Genomic DNA, 17,141 nt, shown 5'->3' with positions numbered 1-17,141 from the left:
AAGTCCGCACAGACCGGCGCACAGCGACATCCACGGGGGCGCGCTGTCCGGGCGGCTCGCGGATGGGGCAAGAATGGGGGGATGAGCGACACCTCAGCCCCTCTCGCCGATCCGCATATCGCCTTCGATCCGTCCGAGGGCCGCCGGGACATCGTCGTCCTCGGCTCCACCGGGTCCATCGGCACGCAGGCCATCGACCTCGTCCTGCGCAACCCCGACCGCTTCCGGGTCACCGCGCTCTCCGCGGCAGGCGGACGGGTGGCCCTCCTCGCCGAGCAGGCACGGCGGCTGCGGGTCAGGACGGTCGCGGTCGCGCGCGAGGACGCGGTGCCCGCGCTGCGGGAGGCGCTCGCCGACCGGTACGGTACGGGCGAACCGCTCCCCGAGATCCTCGCGGGACCGGACGCGGCCACCGATCTCGCGGCGTCCGACTGCCACACCGTGCTCAACGGCATCACCGGCTCCATCGGTCTCGCCCCCACCCTCGCGGCCCTCACCGCGGGCCGGACGCTCGCCCTCGCCAACAAGGAGTCGCTGATCGTCGGCGGCCCGCTGGTGAAGGCGATCGCCAGGCCGGGCCAGATCATCCCGGTCGACTCCGAGCACGCCGCGCTCTTCCAGGCGCTGGCCGCCGGCACCCGCGCCGAGGTCCGCAAGCTCGTGGTCACGGCCTCCGGCGGGCCCTTCCGGGGCCGTACCCGCGCCCAACTGGCCGGAGTCACCCGCGAGGAGGCCCTCGCGCACCCCACCTGGGCCATGGGCCCGGTCATCACGATCAACTCGGCGACCCTCGTCAACAAGGGGCTCGAAGTGATCGAGGCCCACCTTCTCTACGACATTCCCTTCGAACGGATTGAGGTGGTCGTCCACCCTCAGTCGTATGTTCACTCGATGGTGGAATTCAACGACGGCTCGACCCTGGCCCAGGCGACGCCCCCCGATATGGGCGGACCGATCGCCGTCGGCCTCGGCTGGCCGCGCCGGGTGCCGGACGCCGCGCCCGCCTTCGACTGGAGCAAGGCCTCGACCTGGGAGTTCTTCCCCCTCGACACCGAGGCGTTCCCCTCCGTGGGACTCGCCCGGCACGTCGGGACGCTGGGCGGAACGGCCCCCGCGGTGTTCAATGCCGCGAACGAGGAGTGCGTCGACGCGTTCCTGGCGGGCCGGCTCCCGTTCAACGGCATCATGGATACGGTCACCGAGGTCGTCGCCGAGCACGGCAGCCCCCGCGGGGGAACCGCCCTCTCGGTGGCGGACGTCCTCGAAGCCGAGACCTGGGCCCGCGCCCGGGCCCGCGAAACGGCGGCGAAATTCAGTGAAGCAGTGACATCCAGTGTGACATCCAGTGCGACATTCAGTGAAGAACAGCCAGCGGAGGCTCGCGCATGACGATTCTGTTGACGGTCCTCGGCATCCTTGTGTTTGTCGCCGGGCTGCTCTTCTCCATCGCCTGGCACGAACTCGGCCATCTCTCCACGGCCAAGATGTTCGGCATCCGGGTGCCGCAGTACATGGTCGGCTTCGGGCCGACCATCTGGTCACGTAAAAAGGGCGAGACGGAGTACGGGATCAAGGCGATCCCCATGGGCGGCTACATCCGCATGATCGGGATGTTCCCGCCGGGCGCGGACGGCCGGATCCAGGCGCGCTCCACCTCGCCGTGGCGGGCGATGATAGAGGACGCGCGCTCCGCCGCCTACGAGGAGCTGGAGCCCGGCGACGAGAAGAAGCTCTTCTACACGCGCAAGCCCTGGAAGCGCGTGATCGTGATGTTCGCGGGCCCGTTCATGAACCTGATCCTCGCCACCGTGATCTTCATGAGCGTGGCGATGAGCTTCGGCTTCCAGACGCAGACCACGCAGGTCGCCGGTGTACAGAAGTGCGTGATCTCGCAGAGCGAGAAGCGCGACACCTGCGCCCAGAGCGACCCCGTCTCGCCCGCCGAGGCCGCGGGGCTCAAGAAGGGCGACCGTATCGTCGCGTTCAACGGGGAGCGCGTCGCCGACTGGTCCACGCTGTCCAACCTGATCCGCGAGACCATCGGCCCGGCCACCATCACCGTCGACCGCGACGGTACGCAGCAGGTGCTGCACGCCACGCTCGCCAAGAACATGGTCGCCGCGAAGGACTCCAAGGGCGAGGTCATCCCGGACAAGTACATCCCCGCCGGCTACCTCGGCTTCGCCGCCGCCACCGAGATCGTGCCGCTCTCCTTCACCGACTCCGTCGGCAGGATGGGCGACATGTTCCAGAACGGCGTCGACTCGATCATCGCCCTCCCCTCCAAGATCCCCGATCTCTGGAGCGCGGCCTTCGGCGACGGACCGCGCAAGGACGACTCCCCGGTCGGCGTGGTCGGCGCGGCCCGCATCGGCGGCGAGGTGATGGCCCTGGACATCCCGGCGCAGAACCAGATCGCGATGATGCTGTTCCTGCTGGCCGGCTTCAACCTCTCCCTCTTCCTCTTCAACATGCTCCCGCTGCTGCCCCTGGACGGCGGTCATATCGCGGGAGCGCTCTGGGAGTCCGCCACCCGCCGGCTGGCGCGCATCTTCAAGCGGCCCGACCCCGGCCCGTTCGACGTGGCGAAGCTGATGCCGGTGGCCTACGTCGTGGCGGGCATCTTCGTCTGCTTCACCCTGCTCGTACTCGTCGCGGACGTCTTCAACCCCGTCAAGATCAGCTGATCCGGGGGGAGATCGGCTGATCCTCCCCGATGTGCGGCGGCCGGACACCATTCGTGTCCGGCCGCTTACGTTTGGGGGGACTTTCCGTGTGGATGTGCTGCGGCGGTGCGCGGTGGCGTAATCTCGGGGCTGGAGCCCGCCCGTCCCGGGACCTCGATCCACACCTTGGGGTTGCACATCAGATGACCGCAATTTCTCTCGGAATGCCGTCCGTTCCGACGAAGCTCGCCGACCGGAGGGTCAGCCGCCAGATCCAGGTCGGGTCGGTGGCGGTCGGTGGTGACGCGCCGGTGTCGGTGCAGTCGATGACGACGACGCGTACGTCGGACATCGGGGCGACGCTCCAGCAGATCGCGGAGCTGACGGCGTCGGGGTGCCAGATTGTACGGGTCGCCTGCCCGACGCAGGACGACGCGGACGCGCTCGCGACCATCGCCAAGAAATCGCAGATTCCGGTGATCGCGGACATTCACTTCCAGCCGAAGTACGTCTTCGCGGCGATCGACGCGGGATGCGCGGCGGTCCGGGTGAATCCGGGCAACATCAAGCAGTTCGACGACAAGGTGAAGGAGATCGCGCGGGCGGCGGCGGACGCGGGAACCCCGATCCGTATCGGCGTGAACGCGGGATCGCTGGACGCGCGGCTGCTGCGCAAGTACGGCAAGGCCACGCCGGAGGCCCTGGTGGAGTCGGCGCTCTGGGAGGCGTCGCTCTTCGAGGAGCACGGCTTCGGCGACATCAAGATCTCGGTGAAGCACAACGACCCCGTGATCATGGTGAACGCGTACCGTCAGCTGGCGGCGCAGTCCGACTACCCCCTGCACCTCGGGGTGACGGAGGCCGGCCCGGCGTTCCAGGGAACCATCAAGTCGGCCGTGGCGTTCGGCGCGCTGCTCAGCGAGGGCATCGGGGACACCATCCGGGTCTCGCTGTCGGCCCCGCCGGTCGAGGAAATCAAGGTCGGCATCCAGATCCTGGAGTCGCTGAACCTGAAGCCGCGCCGGCTGGAGATCGTCTCGTGCCCCTCGTGCGGCCGGGCGCAGGTGGATGTGTACAAGCTCGCCGAGGAGGTCACGGCCGGCCTTGAGGGCATGGAGGTCCCGCTGCGGGTCGCGGTCATGGGCTGTGTCGTGAACGGCCCGGGCGAGGCGCGCGAGGCGGACCTCGGGGTGGCCTCGGGCAACGGCAAGGGCCAGATCTTCGTCAAGGGCGAGGTCATCAAGACCGTCCCCGAGTCGAAGATCGTGGAGACCCTCATTGACGAGGCCATGAAGATCGCCGAACAGATGGAGAAGGACGGCGTCGCCTCCGGCGAGCCCGAGGTCTCCGTCAGCTGACGGACGCTGGCAGAGCTGATAGCGCTGACCGAGCTGACGCGGCTGACAAGAGCTGACGCAGCCGGCTCACGGGTCGCACGGGACCCCGTACCTCACGGGTCCCGTGCGACGCATACCCCCACGCATCCCAGGGTGCCCCTCCCGCTTCCACCGGCGGCGTACCACAGAGTCGCCAGGTACAGTGCGGGGATCAGCAGCCGTACGGTGAGGCCCCTCGTGTTGACGCAGACCACCACCCGGGTCCTCGAACCCAGCGAACTCGGCGCCGCGCTCGCCATCCTGGAGAGCGAGCCCGTCGCCAACGCCTTCGTGACGTCCCGCGTCCAGGTCGCCGGGCTCGACCCCTGGCGCCTCGGCGGTGAGATGTGGGGCTGGTACGCGGACGGACGGCTCCGGTCCCTCTGCTACGCGGGCGCCAACCTCGTGCCCATCTGCGCCACCCCCGAGGCCGTCCGCGGCTTCGCCGACCGGGCCCGCAGAACCGGCCGCCGCTGCTCCTCGATCGTCGGCCCCGCCGAGCCCACCGCCCGGCTCTGGCAGCTGCTGGAGCCCAGCTGGGGCCCCGCCCGCGAGGTCCGCGCGCACCAGCCGCTCATGGTCACGGAGCAGCTCCCCGCGGAGATCGCGCCCGACCCGCTCGTACGGCGTATCCGCAAGGAAGAGCTGGAAACGATCATGCCCGCCTGCGTGGCCATGTTCACCGAGGAGGTCGGCATCTCCCCGCTCGCGGGCGACGGCGGACTCCTCTACCAGGCGCGCGTGGCCGAACTGGTGGGCGCAGGTCGGTCGTTTGCACGAATCGAGGACGGCAAAGTCCTCTTCAAGGCCGAGATCGGCGCCGCCACCCGGCAGGCCTGCCAGATCCAGGGCGTCTGGGTCGACCCCGACCACCGCGGGCGCGGCCTCTCCGAGTCCGGCATGGCCGCCGTCGTACGGTACGCCCTGGCCGATGTCGCGCCCGTCGTGAGCCTGTACGTCAACGACTACAACACCCCGGCGCGGGCCGCCTACCGCCGTGTCGGCTTCCGCGAGGTGGGCGCCTTCATGAGCGTGCTCTTCTGACCGCTCCCACCGGGGCCGGCCGATCCGGCCCGGGAAGACGTTTACGCCAGTCCCCCGACCGCCGCGAAAGTAGGGTTCGGCCCATGCCGAGCATCCCCGGGAGCAGCCCCCGTACCCCCGACGTCCAGGTCGGCCCCCTCGACCTCGCCGCCCGGGTCGACGAGGCCCTCGCCGTACAGGCCCTCGCCTTCGGACTCAGCGATGAGGAGGTCGGCGTACGCCGCCACATCGTGCTCCGCCACAACCTCCAGCCCGGCTGCCGCGCCCTCGGCGCCACCACCGCCGACGGGCGGCTGGTCGGCTTCGTGTACGGCCTGCCCAACGACCGCGTCCACTGGTGGTCCACCGTCGTCGAACCGTATCTGCGCGTCACCGGTACCGACGGCTGGCTCGACGACTCCTTCGTGATCACCGAGCTCCATGTGCACCCCGCGTTCCAGGCACGGGGCATCGGCCGCGCCCTCATCACCGGCCTCACGGACGGCGCCGAGCAGCCCAGGTCGATCCTGTCCGCCATCGACACCGAGAGCCCCGCGCGCCGGATGTACCGGTCGCTCGGCTACGCGGACCTCGCCCGGCAGGTCCACTTCCCGAGCGCGCCCACGCCGTACGCTGTGATGGGCGCCCCCCTTCCGCTGCGCGGGGCGGGTACGCGGGGAATCTGATTTCCGCCTGCCCGTGCGCCCCGGCTAACCTCCTGACAACAGCCGAGAGAACGCAGAACGCAGGAGTGCTCCCCATGTCCCAGGTCCAGCGCATGTCCCGTTTGATGGTCAAGACATTGCGCGACGACCCGGCGGACGCCGAGACCCTCAGCCACAAGCTGCTCGTCCGCGCCGGATACGTCCGCCGTACGTCCGCCGGCATCTGGAGCTGGCTGCCGCTGGGCAAGAAGGTCCTCGACAACATCTCCCGCGTGGTCCGCGAGGAGATGGACGCGATCGGCGCCCAGGAAGTGCTGCTGCCCGCGCTGCTGCCCAGGGAGCCGTACGAGGCGAGCGGACGCTGGGAGGAGTACGGCGACCTGCTGTTCCGCCTCAAGGACCGCAAGGGCGCGGACTATCTGCTCGGCCCGACCCACGAGGAGATCTTCACCCAGGTCGTCAAGGACCAGTGCACGTCCTACAAGGACCTGCCGGTGATGCTCTACCAGATCCAGACGAAGTACCGGGACGAGGCCCGCCCCCGCTCCGGAGTGCTGCGCGGCCGTGAGTTCCAGATGAAGGACTCGTACTCCTTCGACACCACGGACGAGGGCCTGGCCGAGTCGTACGCGCTGCACCGCGCCGCCTACCAGAAGATCTTCGCCCGCATCGGCCTCGACTTCCGGATCGTCTCGGCGGTCTCCGGCGCGATGGGCGGCTCGGCGTCCGAGGAGTTCCTCGCCCCGGCCGGAGCCGGCGAGGACACCTTCGTCGACTGCCCGAACTGCGACTACGCCGCCAACACCGAGGCCGTGACCTACACCGCGCCGGCCGTTCCCGCCGTCGAGCACGGCCCGGTCGAGGAACTGGACACCCCCGACACCCCGACCATCGAGACGCTCGCCTCGCACCTCGGTGTGGAGGCCTCCGCCACGCTGAAGAACCTGCTGGTCAAGGTGGACGGCGAGATCACCGCCGTGGGCGTGCCCGGCGACCGCGAGGTCGACCTCGGCAAGCTCGGCGAGCACCTCGCGCCCGCCGTCGTGGAGCTGGTGACGGCCGAGGACTTCGCCGACAGGACCGACCTCGTACGCGGCTACGTCGGCCCGCAGGGCCTCAAGATCCGCTACATCGCCGACCCGCGCGTCGCCGCGGGCACGGCCTGGATCACCGGCGCGAACAAGCCCGGCACGCACGCGCGCAACGTCGTCGTCGGCCGGGACTTCGAGGTCGACGAGTACCTGGACGTGGTCGTCGTCGAGCCCGGCGACCCCTGCCCGGCCTGCGGCGCGGGCCTCAAGCTCGACCGCGCGATCGAGATCGGCCACATCTTCCAGCTGGGCCGCAAGTACGCCGACACCTTCCAGCTCGACGTCCTCGGCCAGCAGGGCAAGCCCGTCCGCGTGACCATGGGCTCGTACGGCATCGGCGTCTCGCGCGCCGTCGCGGCCCTCGCCGAGCAGAGCGCCGACGAGCAGGGCCTGTGCTGGCCCGCCGAGATCGCCCCGGCCGACGTCCATGTCGTCGCGGCGGGCAAGGCGCTCCAGACGGAGCTGGCGCTCGATGTCTCCGAGCAGCTCTCGGCGGCCGGACTGCGCGTCCTGGTCGACGAGCGCCCCGGTGTCTCCCCGGGCGTGAAGTTCACCGACGCGGAACTGATCGGTGTGCCGAAGATCCTGGTGGCGGGACGGCGTTCCGCCGAGGGAGTCGTGGAGCTGAAGGACCGGCGTACGGGGGAGCGCGAGGAGCTGACGGTGGCGGAGGCCATCGCGCGCCTGACCGCGTGACCACCTGACCGCCTGACGCGTGCCGCGCCGAACTGGCGACCGGTGGCGGCGGCCATCCTGTTCGGTGTCCACGAGCAGGCGCCCGCCGCCGTGCCGGCCGGCAAGGCCGTGATCGACCGATGAACTACTCCCCGGACCGCTTCGGATCGGTCGACCGGCCGCCGGCACCCGGTCCTCCCCTTGCCGGACGGGTTCGACTGCCCGTCCGGCAAGGGCGTCCGCTTACAGCCAGCCCGCGAACTCCAGCAGCAGCTCCGCGCTCTGCCGGCGCCCCGCCGTCAGCGCGCGTACGCCCGACTCCACCGCCCGGAACAGCGTCCAGCCGCGTACCCGCTCGCGGTCCAGGTCCAGCGAGTCCGCCAGCCGGCCGACGCGGCGGCGGGCCGAGGAGGCGCCGGAGGAGGCGGCCACCAGATCCTCCACCCGGTCGCGGACCAGCCGCGCCAGATCGTAGGCGCGCTCGCCCACCAGGGGTTCGGGGCCGACCGCGAGCCACGGCACCCGGTCACCGGCGAGCACCTTGCCCTGACGGAGCGCGCCGTGCAGGAGCAGCGTCTCGGCCGGGCCGTCCGTGCAGAGGGCGTCGCGGGCCGTGAGCGCGGCGGAGACCAGCGGCGCGGCCGTCTCGTCGGTGCTCGCCCGCAGCGTGTCCGCCTGCCGGGCCGTCCGCCCGGCCACTGTCTCGAACGGGTGGTCGGCCGGCGGCTCCACCCACAGCCGGCGCACCGTACCCGCGGCCTCCAGCAGCGCCTTCGCCTCCGGCAGGGAGCGCAGCGACATCTCGGGGTGCAGCCGCTCCAGCAGCAGCGCGCCGTCCTCGGCGGTGGGAACCTCGGCGGGGCCGGCCGCCGGATCGAGGAGTTCCACCGCGCCCCAGCCCTGCCAGTGCGCCAGCGCCGCCCGCTCGGGGCCGGGCGCCGCGAACGGCGGGGCGATCTTGAGCGTCGCGGGGGAGCCGTCGGAGCGCCGTACGAGCACCAGCAGCGCGCTCCGGCCGCCCGGCGCGATCACCCGCTCGACGTCGAGCCCGCGCCGGGCGACCGCCGCCGCCGTGATCTCCGGCAGCCGGCCGAGCCACTCGGTGGCGCGTTCCTGCCCGTACTTCTCGCCGAGCGAGCGCACCAGACGGTGCGGCGGTTCGCCACCCATATGTGATCGGTCCCCTTCGCGCCCGGCGCCTCGTGGCTCACTGCCCTGGCTCACCGAGGCCGGGTCATGCGCGTTCGGCGAGACCGGGGAAGGCTACGCCGCTGCCGCGCCAGCGCGCCGCGCGCACCGCCGCCTCGCGCAGCGCCGCCGCCGCCTCTCGGCGCAGCGGCCCCTCGGCGGCACGGACGAGATCGGAGTAGACGCCCGCGACCCGGTCCTCCAGCTCGGCCGCCAGCCGGACGGCCGCCTTCCCGTCCGGGACCGCGAACGGCAGGGTGTACGCCGCCGCCGACACAGCCGGCCGGCCGCCCAGGTCGCGTACGGTCCTGGCCAGCGCGTCGCGCCGGGCCCGGTGGGCTGCGTACGCCGCCGTGGCCTCGGCGCGGCGGGCGGCGTCGACCCGGCCGCCGACGACCCCGTACCCGTACACCGCGGCGTGCTCGGCGGCGAGCGCCGCCTGGGCGGCGGTCAGAGCGGCGGCCGGCGCACCGGTGGTCACGAGCGGGCTCCTTCGGTCAGCAGATAGGCGTGAACGGCGTTCGCGGCGGCCACCGAGGCCAGCAGCCGGGCCAGCTCGGGGGCGGCGGAGACGAGCGAGGCGGTGTGCGCGTCGGAGGTACGGCGCTCGGCGGCGGCCAGCTCCTTGAGCGCCTCCACGGGCTCGGGGGAGACTGCGGGGGCTCCCGCGAGGGTGGCGGAAGGTTTTTCCGGAACCTTGTCCGTATTGCCGCCCGTACTGCCGCCCGTACTGCTGTCCGGGCTGCCCGAACTGGCTTCCGGTGAGGGGTCGGTTGTCCGTAACGTCAGCGCCTCGACATGCAGGGCGACGGCCGCGCGCAGTGGAGTCAGCAGCCCGGCCCGGTCCGCATGGCGTGCCAGCACCGCGTCGTACCGGCGCAGCAGCTCCGCGCTGTCGCCCGCCGCCCGCCGCCGCAGCGCCCGCGCCGCGCGGGCCGCCCGCGCCGCCGCGTCCGGCGACAGCACCCCGTTCGCCGAGCCGCCCGAGGTGCAGGCGGTCAGCAGACCGGCCGCCGTCGCGCCCGCGGCCATGAGCGCGTGCCTGCGTGTCGTCCCCGTGCGCCCCACGCGTCTCTCCTCGGACTTCGCGATGATCACCGCAGGCGAGCGTACCCGCGGGTCACTCGTTCGTGGACGGCAACACCCCTTGGGACCGGATACCCTTTGATCCGACACACACTGATCAGACACGCGACGATCCCACAACAGCACACGCGGCCGAGGAGTCACCCGGATGAGCACCACCCAGAGCGAGAGGCTGCGCGGACTGCTGGAACCGCTCGTCAGCGCCAAGGACCTTGATCTGGAAGAGATCGAGCTCTCCAAGGCCGGCCGGCGCCGTGTGCTGAGGATCGTGGTGGACTCCGACGACGGTGTGGACCTCGACGAGTGCGCCGAACTGAGCCGCTCCCTCTCCGAGAAACTCGACGAGACGGACGCGATGGGCGACGACGAGTACCAGCTCGAAGTGACCTCCCCCGGCGCCGAGCGCCCGCTGACCGAGCACCGCCACTACGTACGCGCCGTCTCCCGGCTGGTCCGTATCCAGCCGGTCGAGGGTGACGAACTGGTGGCCCGCGTCCTGGCCGTCGACGACGCCGGACTCGACCTCGAAGTGCCGGGCGTGAAGGGGCGCAAGCCCACCGCCCGCCGGATCGAGTTCGCGGACATCGCCAAGGCGCGCGTGGAGATCGAGTTCAACCGCAAGGACAAGAAGGAAGAGGAGGCGTAGCCGTGGACATCGATGTGAAGCTCCTGAAGGGCTTGGCACAAGAGAAGGAGATCCCCTTCGATCTGCTGGTCGAGGCGATCGAATCCGCCCTCCTCATCGCCTACCACCGCACCGACGGCAGCCACCGGCGGGCCAGGGTCGTACTGAGCCGTGAGAACGGGCATGTGACGGTCTGGGCCAAGGAGGACCCGGCCGATCTGGAGGAGGGCCAGGAGCCCAAGGAGTTCGACGACACCCCGTCGGACTTCGGCCGGATCGCCGCCACCACCGCCCGCCAGGTCATCCAGCAGCGGCTGCGGGACGCGGAGAACGACGTCACGTTCGGCGAGTACGCGCGCCGCGAGGGCGATGTCGTCGCCGGCATGGTCCAGCAGGGCAAGGACCCGAAGAACGTCCTGGTGAGGCTGGACGACAAGCTCGAAGCGATCCTGCCCGTCCAGGAGCAGGTGCCCGGCGAGGAGTACACGCACGGGCTCCGGCTGCGGACGTACGTCGTCCGGGTGGCCCGGGGCGTACGCGGCCCCTCGGTGACCCTCTCGCGCACCCACCCCAACCTCGTGAAGAAGCTCTTCGCGCTGGAGGTGCCGGAGATCGCGGACGGTTCCGTCGAGATCACGGCGATCGCCCGCGAGGCCGGCCACCGTACGAAGATCGCGGTGCGGTCGACCCGGTCCGGGCTCAACGCCAAGGGCGCCTGCATCGGCCCGATGGGCGCGCGTGTGCGCAATGTCATGGCCGAGCTGCTCGGCGAGAAGATCGACATCGTCGACTGGTCGGACGACCCGGCCGACATGGTCGCCAACGCCCTGTCGCCCGCCCGGGTCAGCAAGGTCGAGATCGTGGACCTGGGGGCACGCTCCGCGCGGGTGACCGTACCGGACTACCAGCTCTCGCTGGCGATCGGCAAGGAAGGGCAGAACGCCCGCCTGGCCGCCCGCCTCACCGGCTGGCGCATCGACATCCGACCCGATACGGAGCAGCCCGACGACGAGCGCGCGGAAGACCGCGGCGGCGACCGCGGTGGCGATCGTCAGGGCGGCCAGGACCGGGCCGGGGAGCGCGACCGCGGTACCCGTCGGTAACGATCCGGGAGTGGTGTCGGCGCGTGCAAGCGTTCGGACCTTGCCCCAAAGGGGTGGGGTCGGCGCGGGGAGGTAGACTTGAGGATGTCCGGGCGGACGAGCGACCGAGCATGCCCTGAGCGAACCTGCGTGGGCTGCCGGGAGCGAGCGGCCAAGAGCGATCTGCTGCGCATCGTGCTGGACGGTGAACAATGTGTCCCCGATCCACGCGGTACGCTGCCCGGCCGGGGTGCGTATGCGCACCCCGTTCTGAACTGTCTCGATCTGGCGGTCCGCCGCCGGGCGTTCCCCCGGGCCTTCAAGGTCCAGGGACCGCTCGACACCGCGCGACTGCGCCGGGCCGTCGGGACGAGCACCGCCATGGAGACGAGTCAGGCCATGGAGACAGGCACTGCGCAGGCAGCGCTGTAAGAAGAAGTACGGCACGGAACCCCGTGCGGTTCAGGTACCTCGCGAGTTGGAAGTAGGTCGAGATTGCGATGAGCACTCGATGAGTACGCGATGAGTACGCCCATGAAGTAGCGACGGTCCGGCGGTAACCCGGACCTAAAAGGAGCGAAGTGGCTAAGGTCCGGGTATACGAACTCGCCAAGGAGTTCGGCGTCGAGAGCAAGGTCGTCATGGCCAAGCTCCAAGAACTCGGTGAATTCGTCCGTTCGGCTTCCTCGACGATCGAGGCGCCGGTTGTACGCAAATTGACTGATGCTCTCCAGGGGCCCGCCGGCAACGGCCGGCCCGCTGCGAAGCCCGGGGCGCCCCGCAAGGCGACCCCCGCCCGCCCCGCCGCGCCCTCACCGGCGCAGGCGGCCCGTCCCGCTCCGAAGCCCGGCGCCCCGGCCCCCAAGCCGGCCGCCGCCGAGGCTCCCAAGAGCACCCCCTCCGCCGCGCCGACCCCCGGCCCGCGTCCGGCTCCGGCCCCCGCACCGCGTCCCGCGGCAGCGGCGCCGAAGCCCGCGCCCGCCGCGCCGGCCGTACCGGAGTTCACCGCGCCCCCGTCGGCCCCGGCCGCCGGTCCCCGGCCCGGTGCCACCCCCGGCCCGCGTCCCGCCGCCCGTCCCACGGGCGGTCAGGGCGAGCAGCGCCAGGGTGGCGAGCAGCGCGGTGACCAGCGCGGTGACCAGCGTCAGGGCGGTCGCTCCGGCGGCGCGCGTCCCGGCCAGGCCCCGCGTCCCGGCGCCCGCCCCGCGGGCCCGCGTCCGGGCAACAACCCCTTCACCTCGGGCGGTTCGACCGGAATGGCGCGTCCGCAGACGCCCCGTCCCGGCGGCGCCCCGCGTCCCGGTGGCGCAGGCGCCCCCGGCGGCCCGCGTCCGCAGGGTGCGGGTCAGGGTGGCGGTCCCCGCCCCCAGGCCGGTCCCGGTGGACAGACCGGTGGACGTCCGTCCCCCGGCGGCATGCCCCGCCCGCAGGCCCCCCGGGCCGCGGGTCCCGGCGGTGGCCCCGGTGGTAACCGTCCCAACCCGGGCATGATGCCGCAGCGTCCCGCTGCCGGCCCGCGTCCCGGCGGTGGCCCCGGCGGTGGCCGCGGTCCCGGTGGTCCCGGCCGTCCGGCCGGCGCCGGTGGCGGCGCTCGCCCCGGTGGCGGCGGCGGCTTCGCCGGCCGTCCGGGTGGCGGTGGCGGCGGTGGCTTCGCCGGTCGCCCCGGTGGCGGTGGCGGCGGCGGTGCCCCGGGTCGCCCCGGTGGCGGCGGCTTCGGTGGCGGCGGTGGCCGTCCCGGCTTCGGCGGACGTCCGGGTGGACCCGGTGGCCGCGGTGGCACACAGGGCGCCTTCGGCCGTCCGGGCGGGCCCGCCCGTCGTGGCCGTAAGTCGAAGCGGCAGAGGCGCCAGGAGTACGAGGCCATGCAGGCCCCGTCGGTCGGCGGCGTCATGCTGCCGCGCGGCCAGGGCCAGACGGTCCGGCTGTCGCGCGGTGCGTCCCTCACCGACTTCGCGGAGAAGATCAACGCCAACCCGGCGTCGCTCGTCGCCGTGATGATGAACCTCGGCGAGATGGTCACCGCCACGCAGTCCGTCTCCGACGAGACCCTTCAGGTCCTCGCCGGCGAGATGAACTACGTGGTCGAGATCGTCAGCCCCGAGGAGGAGGACCGCGAGCTGCTCGGGTCCTTCGACATCGAGTTCGGCGAGGACGAGGGCGGCGAGGAAGCACTCGTCTCCCGTCCGCCGGTCGTGACCGTCATGGGTCACGTCGACCACGGTAAGACCAGGCTGCTGGACGCGATCCGCAAGACGAACGTCGTCGCGGGCGAGGCCGGCGGTATCACGCAGCACATCGGCGCGTACCAGGTCGCCACCGAGGTCAACGGTGAAGAGCGCAAGATCACCTTCATCGACACCCCGGGTCACGAGGCGTTCACCGCCATGCGTGCCCGTGGTGCCAAGTCCACCGACATCGCGATCCTCGTGGTCGCGGCCAACGACGGTGTGATGCCCCAGACGATCGAGGCGCTGAACCACGCCAAGGCGGCCGGTGTGCCGATCGTGGTCGCGGTCAACAAGATCGACGTCGAGGGTGCCGACCCGACCAAGGTGCGCGGTCAGCTCACCGAGTTCGGGCTGGTGGCCGAGGAGTACGGCGGCGACACCATGTTCGTCGACATCTCCGCCAAGCAGGGCCTGCACATCGACAGCCTGCTGGAGGCCGTGGTCCTCACCGCGGACGCCTCGCTCGACCTCCGGGCCAACCCGGACCAGGACGCGCAGGGTATCGCCATCGAGGCACACCTCGACCGCGGTCGCGGCGCCGTCGCCACCGTGCTCGTCCAGCGCGGCACGCTGCGCGTCGGTGACACGATGGTCGCCGGTGACGCGTACGGCCGAGTCCGGGCGATGCTCGACGACAACGGCAACAACGTCGACGTCGCGACGCCCTCGACGCCCGTCCTGGTCCTGGGTCTCACCAACGTCCCCGGCGCCGGCGACAACTTCCTCGTCGTCGACGAGGACCGCACCGCCCGGCAGATCGCCGAGAAGCGTGCCGCTCGTGAGCGGAACGCGGCGTTCGCCCGCAGGGGCGTCCGGTTCTCCCTGGAGAACCTGGACGAGGCCCTCAAGGCCGGCCTGGTGCAGGAACTCAACCTCATCATCAAGGGCGACGCGTCCGGTTCGGTGGAGGCTCTCGAGTCCTCGCTGCTCCAGCTCGACGTCGGCGACGAGGTCGACATCCGCGTCCTGCACCGCGGTGTGGGTGCGGTCACCGAGTCGGACATCGACCTGGCGATGGGCTCCGACGCCATCGTGATCGGCTTCAACGTGCGCGCCGCAGGGCGTGCCGCGCAGATGGCCGAGCGCGAAGGCGTGGACGTCCGGTACTACTCGGTCATCTACCAGGCGATCGAAGAGATCGAAGCGGCCCTCAAGGGCATGCTCAAGCCGGAGTACGAAGAGGTCGAGCTGGGTACGGCGGAGATCCGCGAGATCTTCCGCTCGTCCAAGCTGGGCAACATCGCGGGTGTTCTCATCCGCTCCGGCGAGGTCAAGCGCAACACCAAGGCCCGGCTCATCCGCGACGGCAAGGTCATCGCGGAGGACCTCAACATCCAGGGTCTGCGCCGCTTCAAGGACGACGTCACCGAGATCCGCGAAGGCTACGAGGGCGGTATCAACCTCGGCAACTTCAACGACATCAAGATCGACGACGTCATCGCGACGTACGAGATGCGCGAGAAGCCGCGAGGCTGACGCACAGCTGCCGTCCGGGGCCGGTCGACGGGACGTAATTCCGTCGATCGGCCCCGGCCGTTCCGTGTACGGTTTCGATGCCCCTGCCAAGCGCTGGCAGGGCGTCGAACCCGTACCGGCGGGCATCCGGACGTCTATGTATGTGGGGACTCTGTCCTTCGATCTGCTCCTCGGCGACGTACGGTCGTTGAAGGAGAAACGCTCTGTCGTCCGGCCGATCGTCGCCGAGCTGCACCGGAAATTCGCGGTGAGCGTGGCGGAGACCGGCGGCCAGGACCTCCACCGCAGGGCCGAGATCGGTCTGGCGGTGGTGTCCGGCGACTGGGAACACCTCACGGACGTGCTCGACCGCTGTGAGCGTATGGTCGCCGGCCGGCCCGAGGTGGAGCTGCTGTCGGTACGACGCCGGCTCCACAGCGACGAGGACTGACCGGGACCCGCCGGGACACCCCGGCGACAAGACTGACCTGCACGACAAGAAACCCAGAAGGAAGAGTGACGGACCGGTGACCGACAACGCGCGGGCCCGCAAGCTGGCCGATCGCATCCAGGTCGTGGTCGCGGAGACCCTGGACCGGCGTATCAAGGACCCGCGACTCGGCTTCGTGACCATCACGGACGCCCGCGTCACCGGTGATCTGCGGGAGGCCACGGTCTTCTACACGGTCTACGGCGACGACGAGGAGCGCGCGGCCTCCGCCGCCGCCCTGGAGAGCGCCAAGGGCGTCCTGCGCTCCGAGGTGGGCCGCCAGACCGGCGTCCGCCACACGCCGAGCCTGACGTTCGTGCCCGACGCCCTCCCGGACAACGCCCGCACCATCGAGGACCTCCTCGACAAGGCGCGTGCCAAGGACGCGGAGGTACGGGACGTGTCCACCGGGAAGTCGTACGCGGCCGGGGCAGACCCGTACCGCAAGGACGACGACCCCGACGCCGACGACGACCCGGGTACCGACCGCACGGACGGCGCCGCCGCGGAATGACTCAGCAGAACACGACGCCCGACGGGCTTGTCATCGTCGACAAGCCGTCGGGCTTCACTTCGCACGACGTCGTCGCCAAGATGCGCGGGATCGCCAGAACCCGGCGCGTCGGCCACGCCGGCACCCTCGATCCCATGGCGACGGGCGTCCTCGTCCTCGGTGTGCAGCGGGCCACGAAACTCCTCGGCCACCTCGCGCTGACCGAGAAGGAGTACCTCGGCACGATCAGGCTCGGCCAGGACACCGTCACGGACGACGCCGAGGGCGAGATCACCTCCGCCACCGACGCCTCCGCCGTCAAGCGCGAAGCCATCGACACCGGGATCGCGGCCCTGACCGGCCCGATCATGCAGGTGCCCTCCAAGGTCAGCGCCATCAAGATCGACGGAAAGCGCTCGTACGCGCGCGTCCGCGGCGGCGAGGAGTTCGAGATCCCGGCCCGCCCGGTCACCGTCTCGTCCTTCCGGCTGTACGACGTCCGCGCGGCCGTCGCCGAGGACGGCACCCCCGTCCTCGACCTGGTCGTCTCCGTCGTCTGCTCCTCCGGCACCTACATCCGCGCCCTCGCCCGCGACCTGGGCGCCGGCCTCGGCGTCGGCGGGCACCTCACGGCGCTGCGCAGGACCCGGGTGGGCCCGTACGCGCTGGACGCCGCGCGGACGCTCGACCAGCTCCAGGAGGAGCTGACCGTCATGCCCGTCGCCGATGCCGCCGCGGCGGCGTTCGCGCGCTGGGACGTCGACGACAAGCGGGCAAAGCTGCTGGTCAACGGCGTACGGCTCGATATGCCGGCCTTCCCCACCAGCCCCGTCGCCGCGTTCGATCCCGAGGGGCGCTTCGTCGCGCTCGTCGAGGAGCAGCACGGCAAGGCCAAGAGCCTCGCGGTCTTCGCCTGAACACCGTGGAGCGGGCAGGCGAGCCTGCCCGCTCCACGATCCCCCTCCGACAGGGATCTATCCACCCCGTGCCCCTCGTTC

16 protein-coding genes are annotated in these 17,141 nt (G+C 71.4%); 13 read left to right on the top strand and 3 right to left on the bottom strand.

Translation table 11 applies throughout. The features are described from left to right. Positions 1 to 81: 81 nt before the first annotated feature. The 6 genes from dxr (at position 82) to AB0389_RS14945 (ending at position 7,517) form a co-directional block, all read left to right on the top strand. The gene (gene dxr, locus AB0389_RS14970) at positions 82 to 1,389 is read left to right on the top strand and encodes a 1-deoxy-D-xylulose-5-phosphate reductoisomerase (protein ID WP_366395807.1); all 1,308 of its coding nucleotides are present in this window, start codon (positions 82 to 84) and stop codon (positions 1,387 to 1,389) included. Then, complete coding sequence (locus AB0389_RS14965) at positions 1,386 to 2,687, top strand: site-2 protease family protein (protein WP_366395806.1); 1,302 nt, start codon at positions 1,386 to 1,388, stop codon at positions 2,685 to 2,687. The genes dxr and AB0389_RS14965 overlap by 4 nt, the downstream gene beginning before the upstream one ends. A gap of 182 nt (positions 2,688 to 2,869) precedes the next feature. Next, complete coding sequence (gene ispG / locus AB0389_RS14960) at positions 2,870 to 4,024, top strand: flavodoxin-dependent (E)-4-hydroxy-3-methylbut-2-enyl-diphosphate synthase (RefSeq protein WP_366395805.1); 1,155 nt, start codon at positions 2,870 to 2,872, stop codon at positions 4,022 to 4,024. Positions 4,025 to 4,243: 219 nt separating this feature from the next. Continuing rightward, positions 4,244 to 5,086, top strand: a complete 843-nt coding sequence (locus tag AB0389_RS14955) for a GNAT family N-acetyltransferase (protein ID WP_366395910.1) — start codon at positions 4,244 to 4,246, stop codon at positions 5,084 to 5,086. An 83-nt stretch (positions 5,087 to 5,169) separates the two neighbouring features. Further along, positions 5,170 to 5,751 (top strand): GNAT family N-acetyltransferase, encoded by a 582-nt coding sequence (locus AB0389_RS14950; protein ID WP_366395804.1) that lies wholly within the window; start codon positions 5,170 to 5,172, stop codon positions 5,749 to 5,751. A gap of 74 nt (positions 5,752 to 5,825) precedes the next feature. Next, on the top strand, positions 5,826 to 7,517 hold the full coding sequence (locus AB0389_RS14945) for a proline--tRNA ligase (protein WP_366395803.1): 1,692 nt from the start codon (positions 5,826 to 5,828) through the stop codon (positions 7,515 to 7,517). Between the two features lie 222 nt (positions 7,518 to 7,739). On the opposite strand, the gene AB0389_RS14940 is transcribed toward AB0389_RS14945, so the two are convergent. The 3 genes from AB0389_RS14940 to AB0389_RS14930 all read right to left on the bottom strand — a co-directional run bounded on the left by AB0389_RS14940 (position 7,740) and on the right by AB0389_RS14930 (position 9,782). Then, entirely contained in the window at positions 7,740 to 8,666 is a 927-nt protein-coding gene (locus tag AB0389_RS14940) for an aminoglycoside phosphotransferase family protein (protein ID WP_366395802.1), read from the bottom strand. A 64-nt stretch (positions 8,667 to 8,730) separates the two neighbouring features. Then, positions 8,731 to 9,165 carry a DUF4439 domain-containing protein gene (locus AB0389_RS14935; RefSeq protein ID WP_366395801.1) on the bottom strand — a complete coding sequence of 145 codons (435 nt, stop codon included), beginning with the start codon at positions 9,163 to 9,165 and terminating at the stop codon, positions 8,731 to 8,733. Next, a complete protein-coding gene (locus tag AB0389_RS14930; RefSeq protein ID WP_366395800.1) occupies positions 9,162 to 9,782 on the bottom strand; it encodes a hypothetical protein in 621 nt (206 codons plus the stop codon). Before AB0389_RS14930 ends, AB0389_RS14935 begins: the two co-directional genes overlap by 4 nt. A 136-nt stretch (positions 9,783 to 9,918) precedes the next feature. On the opposite strand from AB0389_RS14930, the gene rimP reads away from it, so the two are divergent. From rimP to truB, 7 genes are all read left to right on the top strand, one after another. Continuing rightward, positions 9,919 to 10,416: a ribosome maturation factor RimP gene (gene rimP, locus AB0389_RS14925; protein ID WP_366395799.1), complete on the top strand. Its 498-nt coding sequence runs from the start codon at positions 9,919 to 9,921 to the stop codon at positions 10,414 to 10,416. Between the two features lie 2 nt (positions 10,417 to 10,418). Then, a complete protein-coding gene (gene nusA, locus AB0389_RS14920; RefSeq protein WP_366395798.1) occupies positions 10,419 to 11,498 on the top strand; it encodes a transcription termination factor NusA in 1,080 nt (359 codons plus the stop codon). An 84-nt stretch (positions 11,499 to 11,582) separates the two neighbouring features. Then, positions 11,583 to 11,909: a YlxR family protein gene (locus AB0389_RS14915; protein ID WP_366395797.1), complete on the top strand. Its 327-nt coding sequence runs from the start codon at positions 11,583 to 11,585 to the stop codon at positions 11,907 to 11,909. Between the two features lie 149 nt (positions 11,910 to 12,058). Continuing rightward, positions 12,059 to 15,181 carry a translation initiation factor IF-2 gene (infB, locus tag AB0389_RS14910; RefSeq protein WP_366395796.1) on the top strand — a complete coding sequence of 1,041 codons (3,123 nt, stop codon included), beginning with the start codon at positions 12,059 to 12,061 and terminating at the stop codon, positions 15,179 to 15,181. 136 nt (positions 15,182 to 15,317) lie between these two features. Further along, positions 15,318 to 15,611 carry a DUF503 domain-containing protein gene (locus tag AB0389_RS14905; protein ID WP_114662504.1) on the top strand — a complete coding sequence of 98 codons (294 nt, stop codon included), beginning with the start codon at positions 15,318 to 15,320 and terminating at the stop codon, positions 15,609 to 15,611. A 76-nt stretch (positions 15,612 to 15,687) separates the two neighbouring features. Then, positions 15,688 to 16,164: a 30S ribosome-binding factor RbfA gene (rbfA, locus tag AB0389_RS14900; RefSeq protein WP_366395795.1), complete on the top strand. Its 477-nt coding sequence runs from the start codon at positions 15,688 to 15,690 to the stop codon at positions 16,162 to 16,164. After that, positions 16,161 to 17,060 carry a tRNA pseudouridine(55) synthase TruB gene (gene truB, locus AB0389_RS14895; RefSeq protein ID WP_366395794.1) on the top strand — a complete coding sequence of 300 codons (900 nt, stop codon included), beginning with the start codon at positions 16,161 to 16,163 and terminating at the stop codon, positions 17,058 to 17,060. The genes rbfA and truB overlap by 4 nt, the downstream gene beginning before the upstream one ends. Positions 17,061 to 17,141 lie beyond the last annotated feature (81 nt).

This window comes from Streptomyces sp. NPDC093109 (assembly GCF_040701725.1).
Lineage (GTDB): Bacteria > Actinomycetota > Actinomycetes > Streptomycetales > Streptomycetaceae > Streptomyces.
This window is presented reverse-complemented; position numbering and strand designations above follow the sequence as displayed.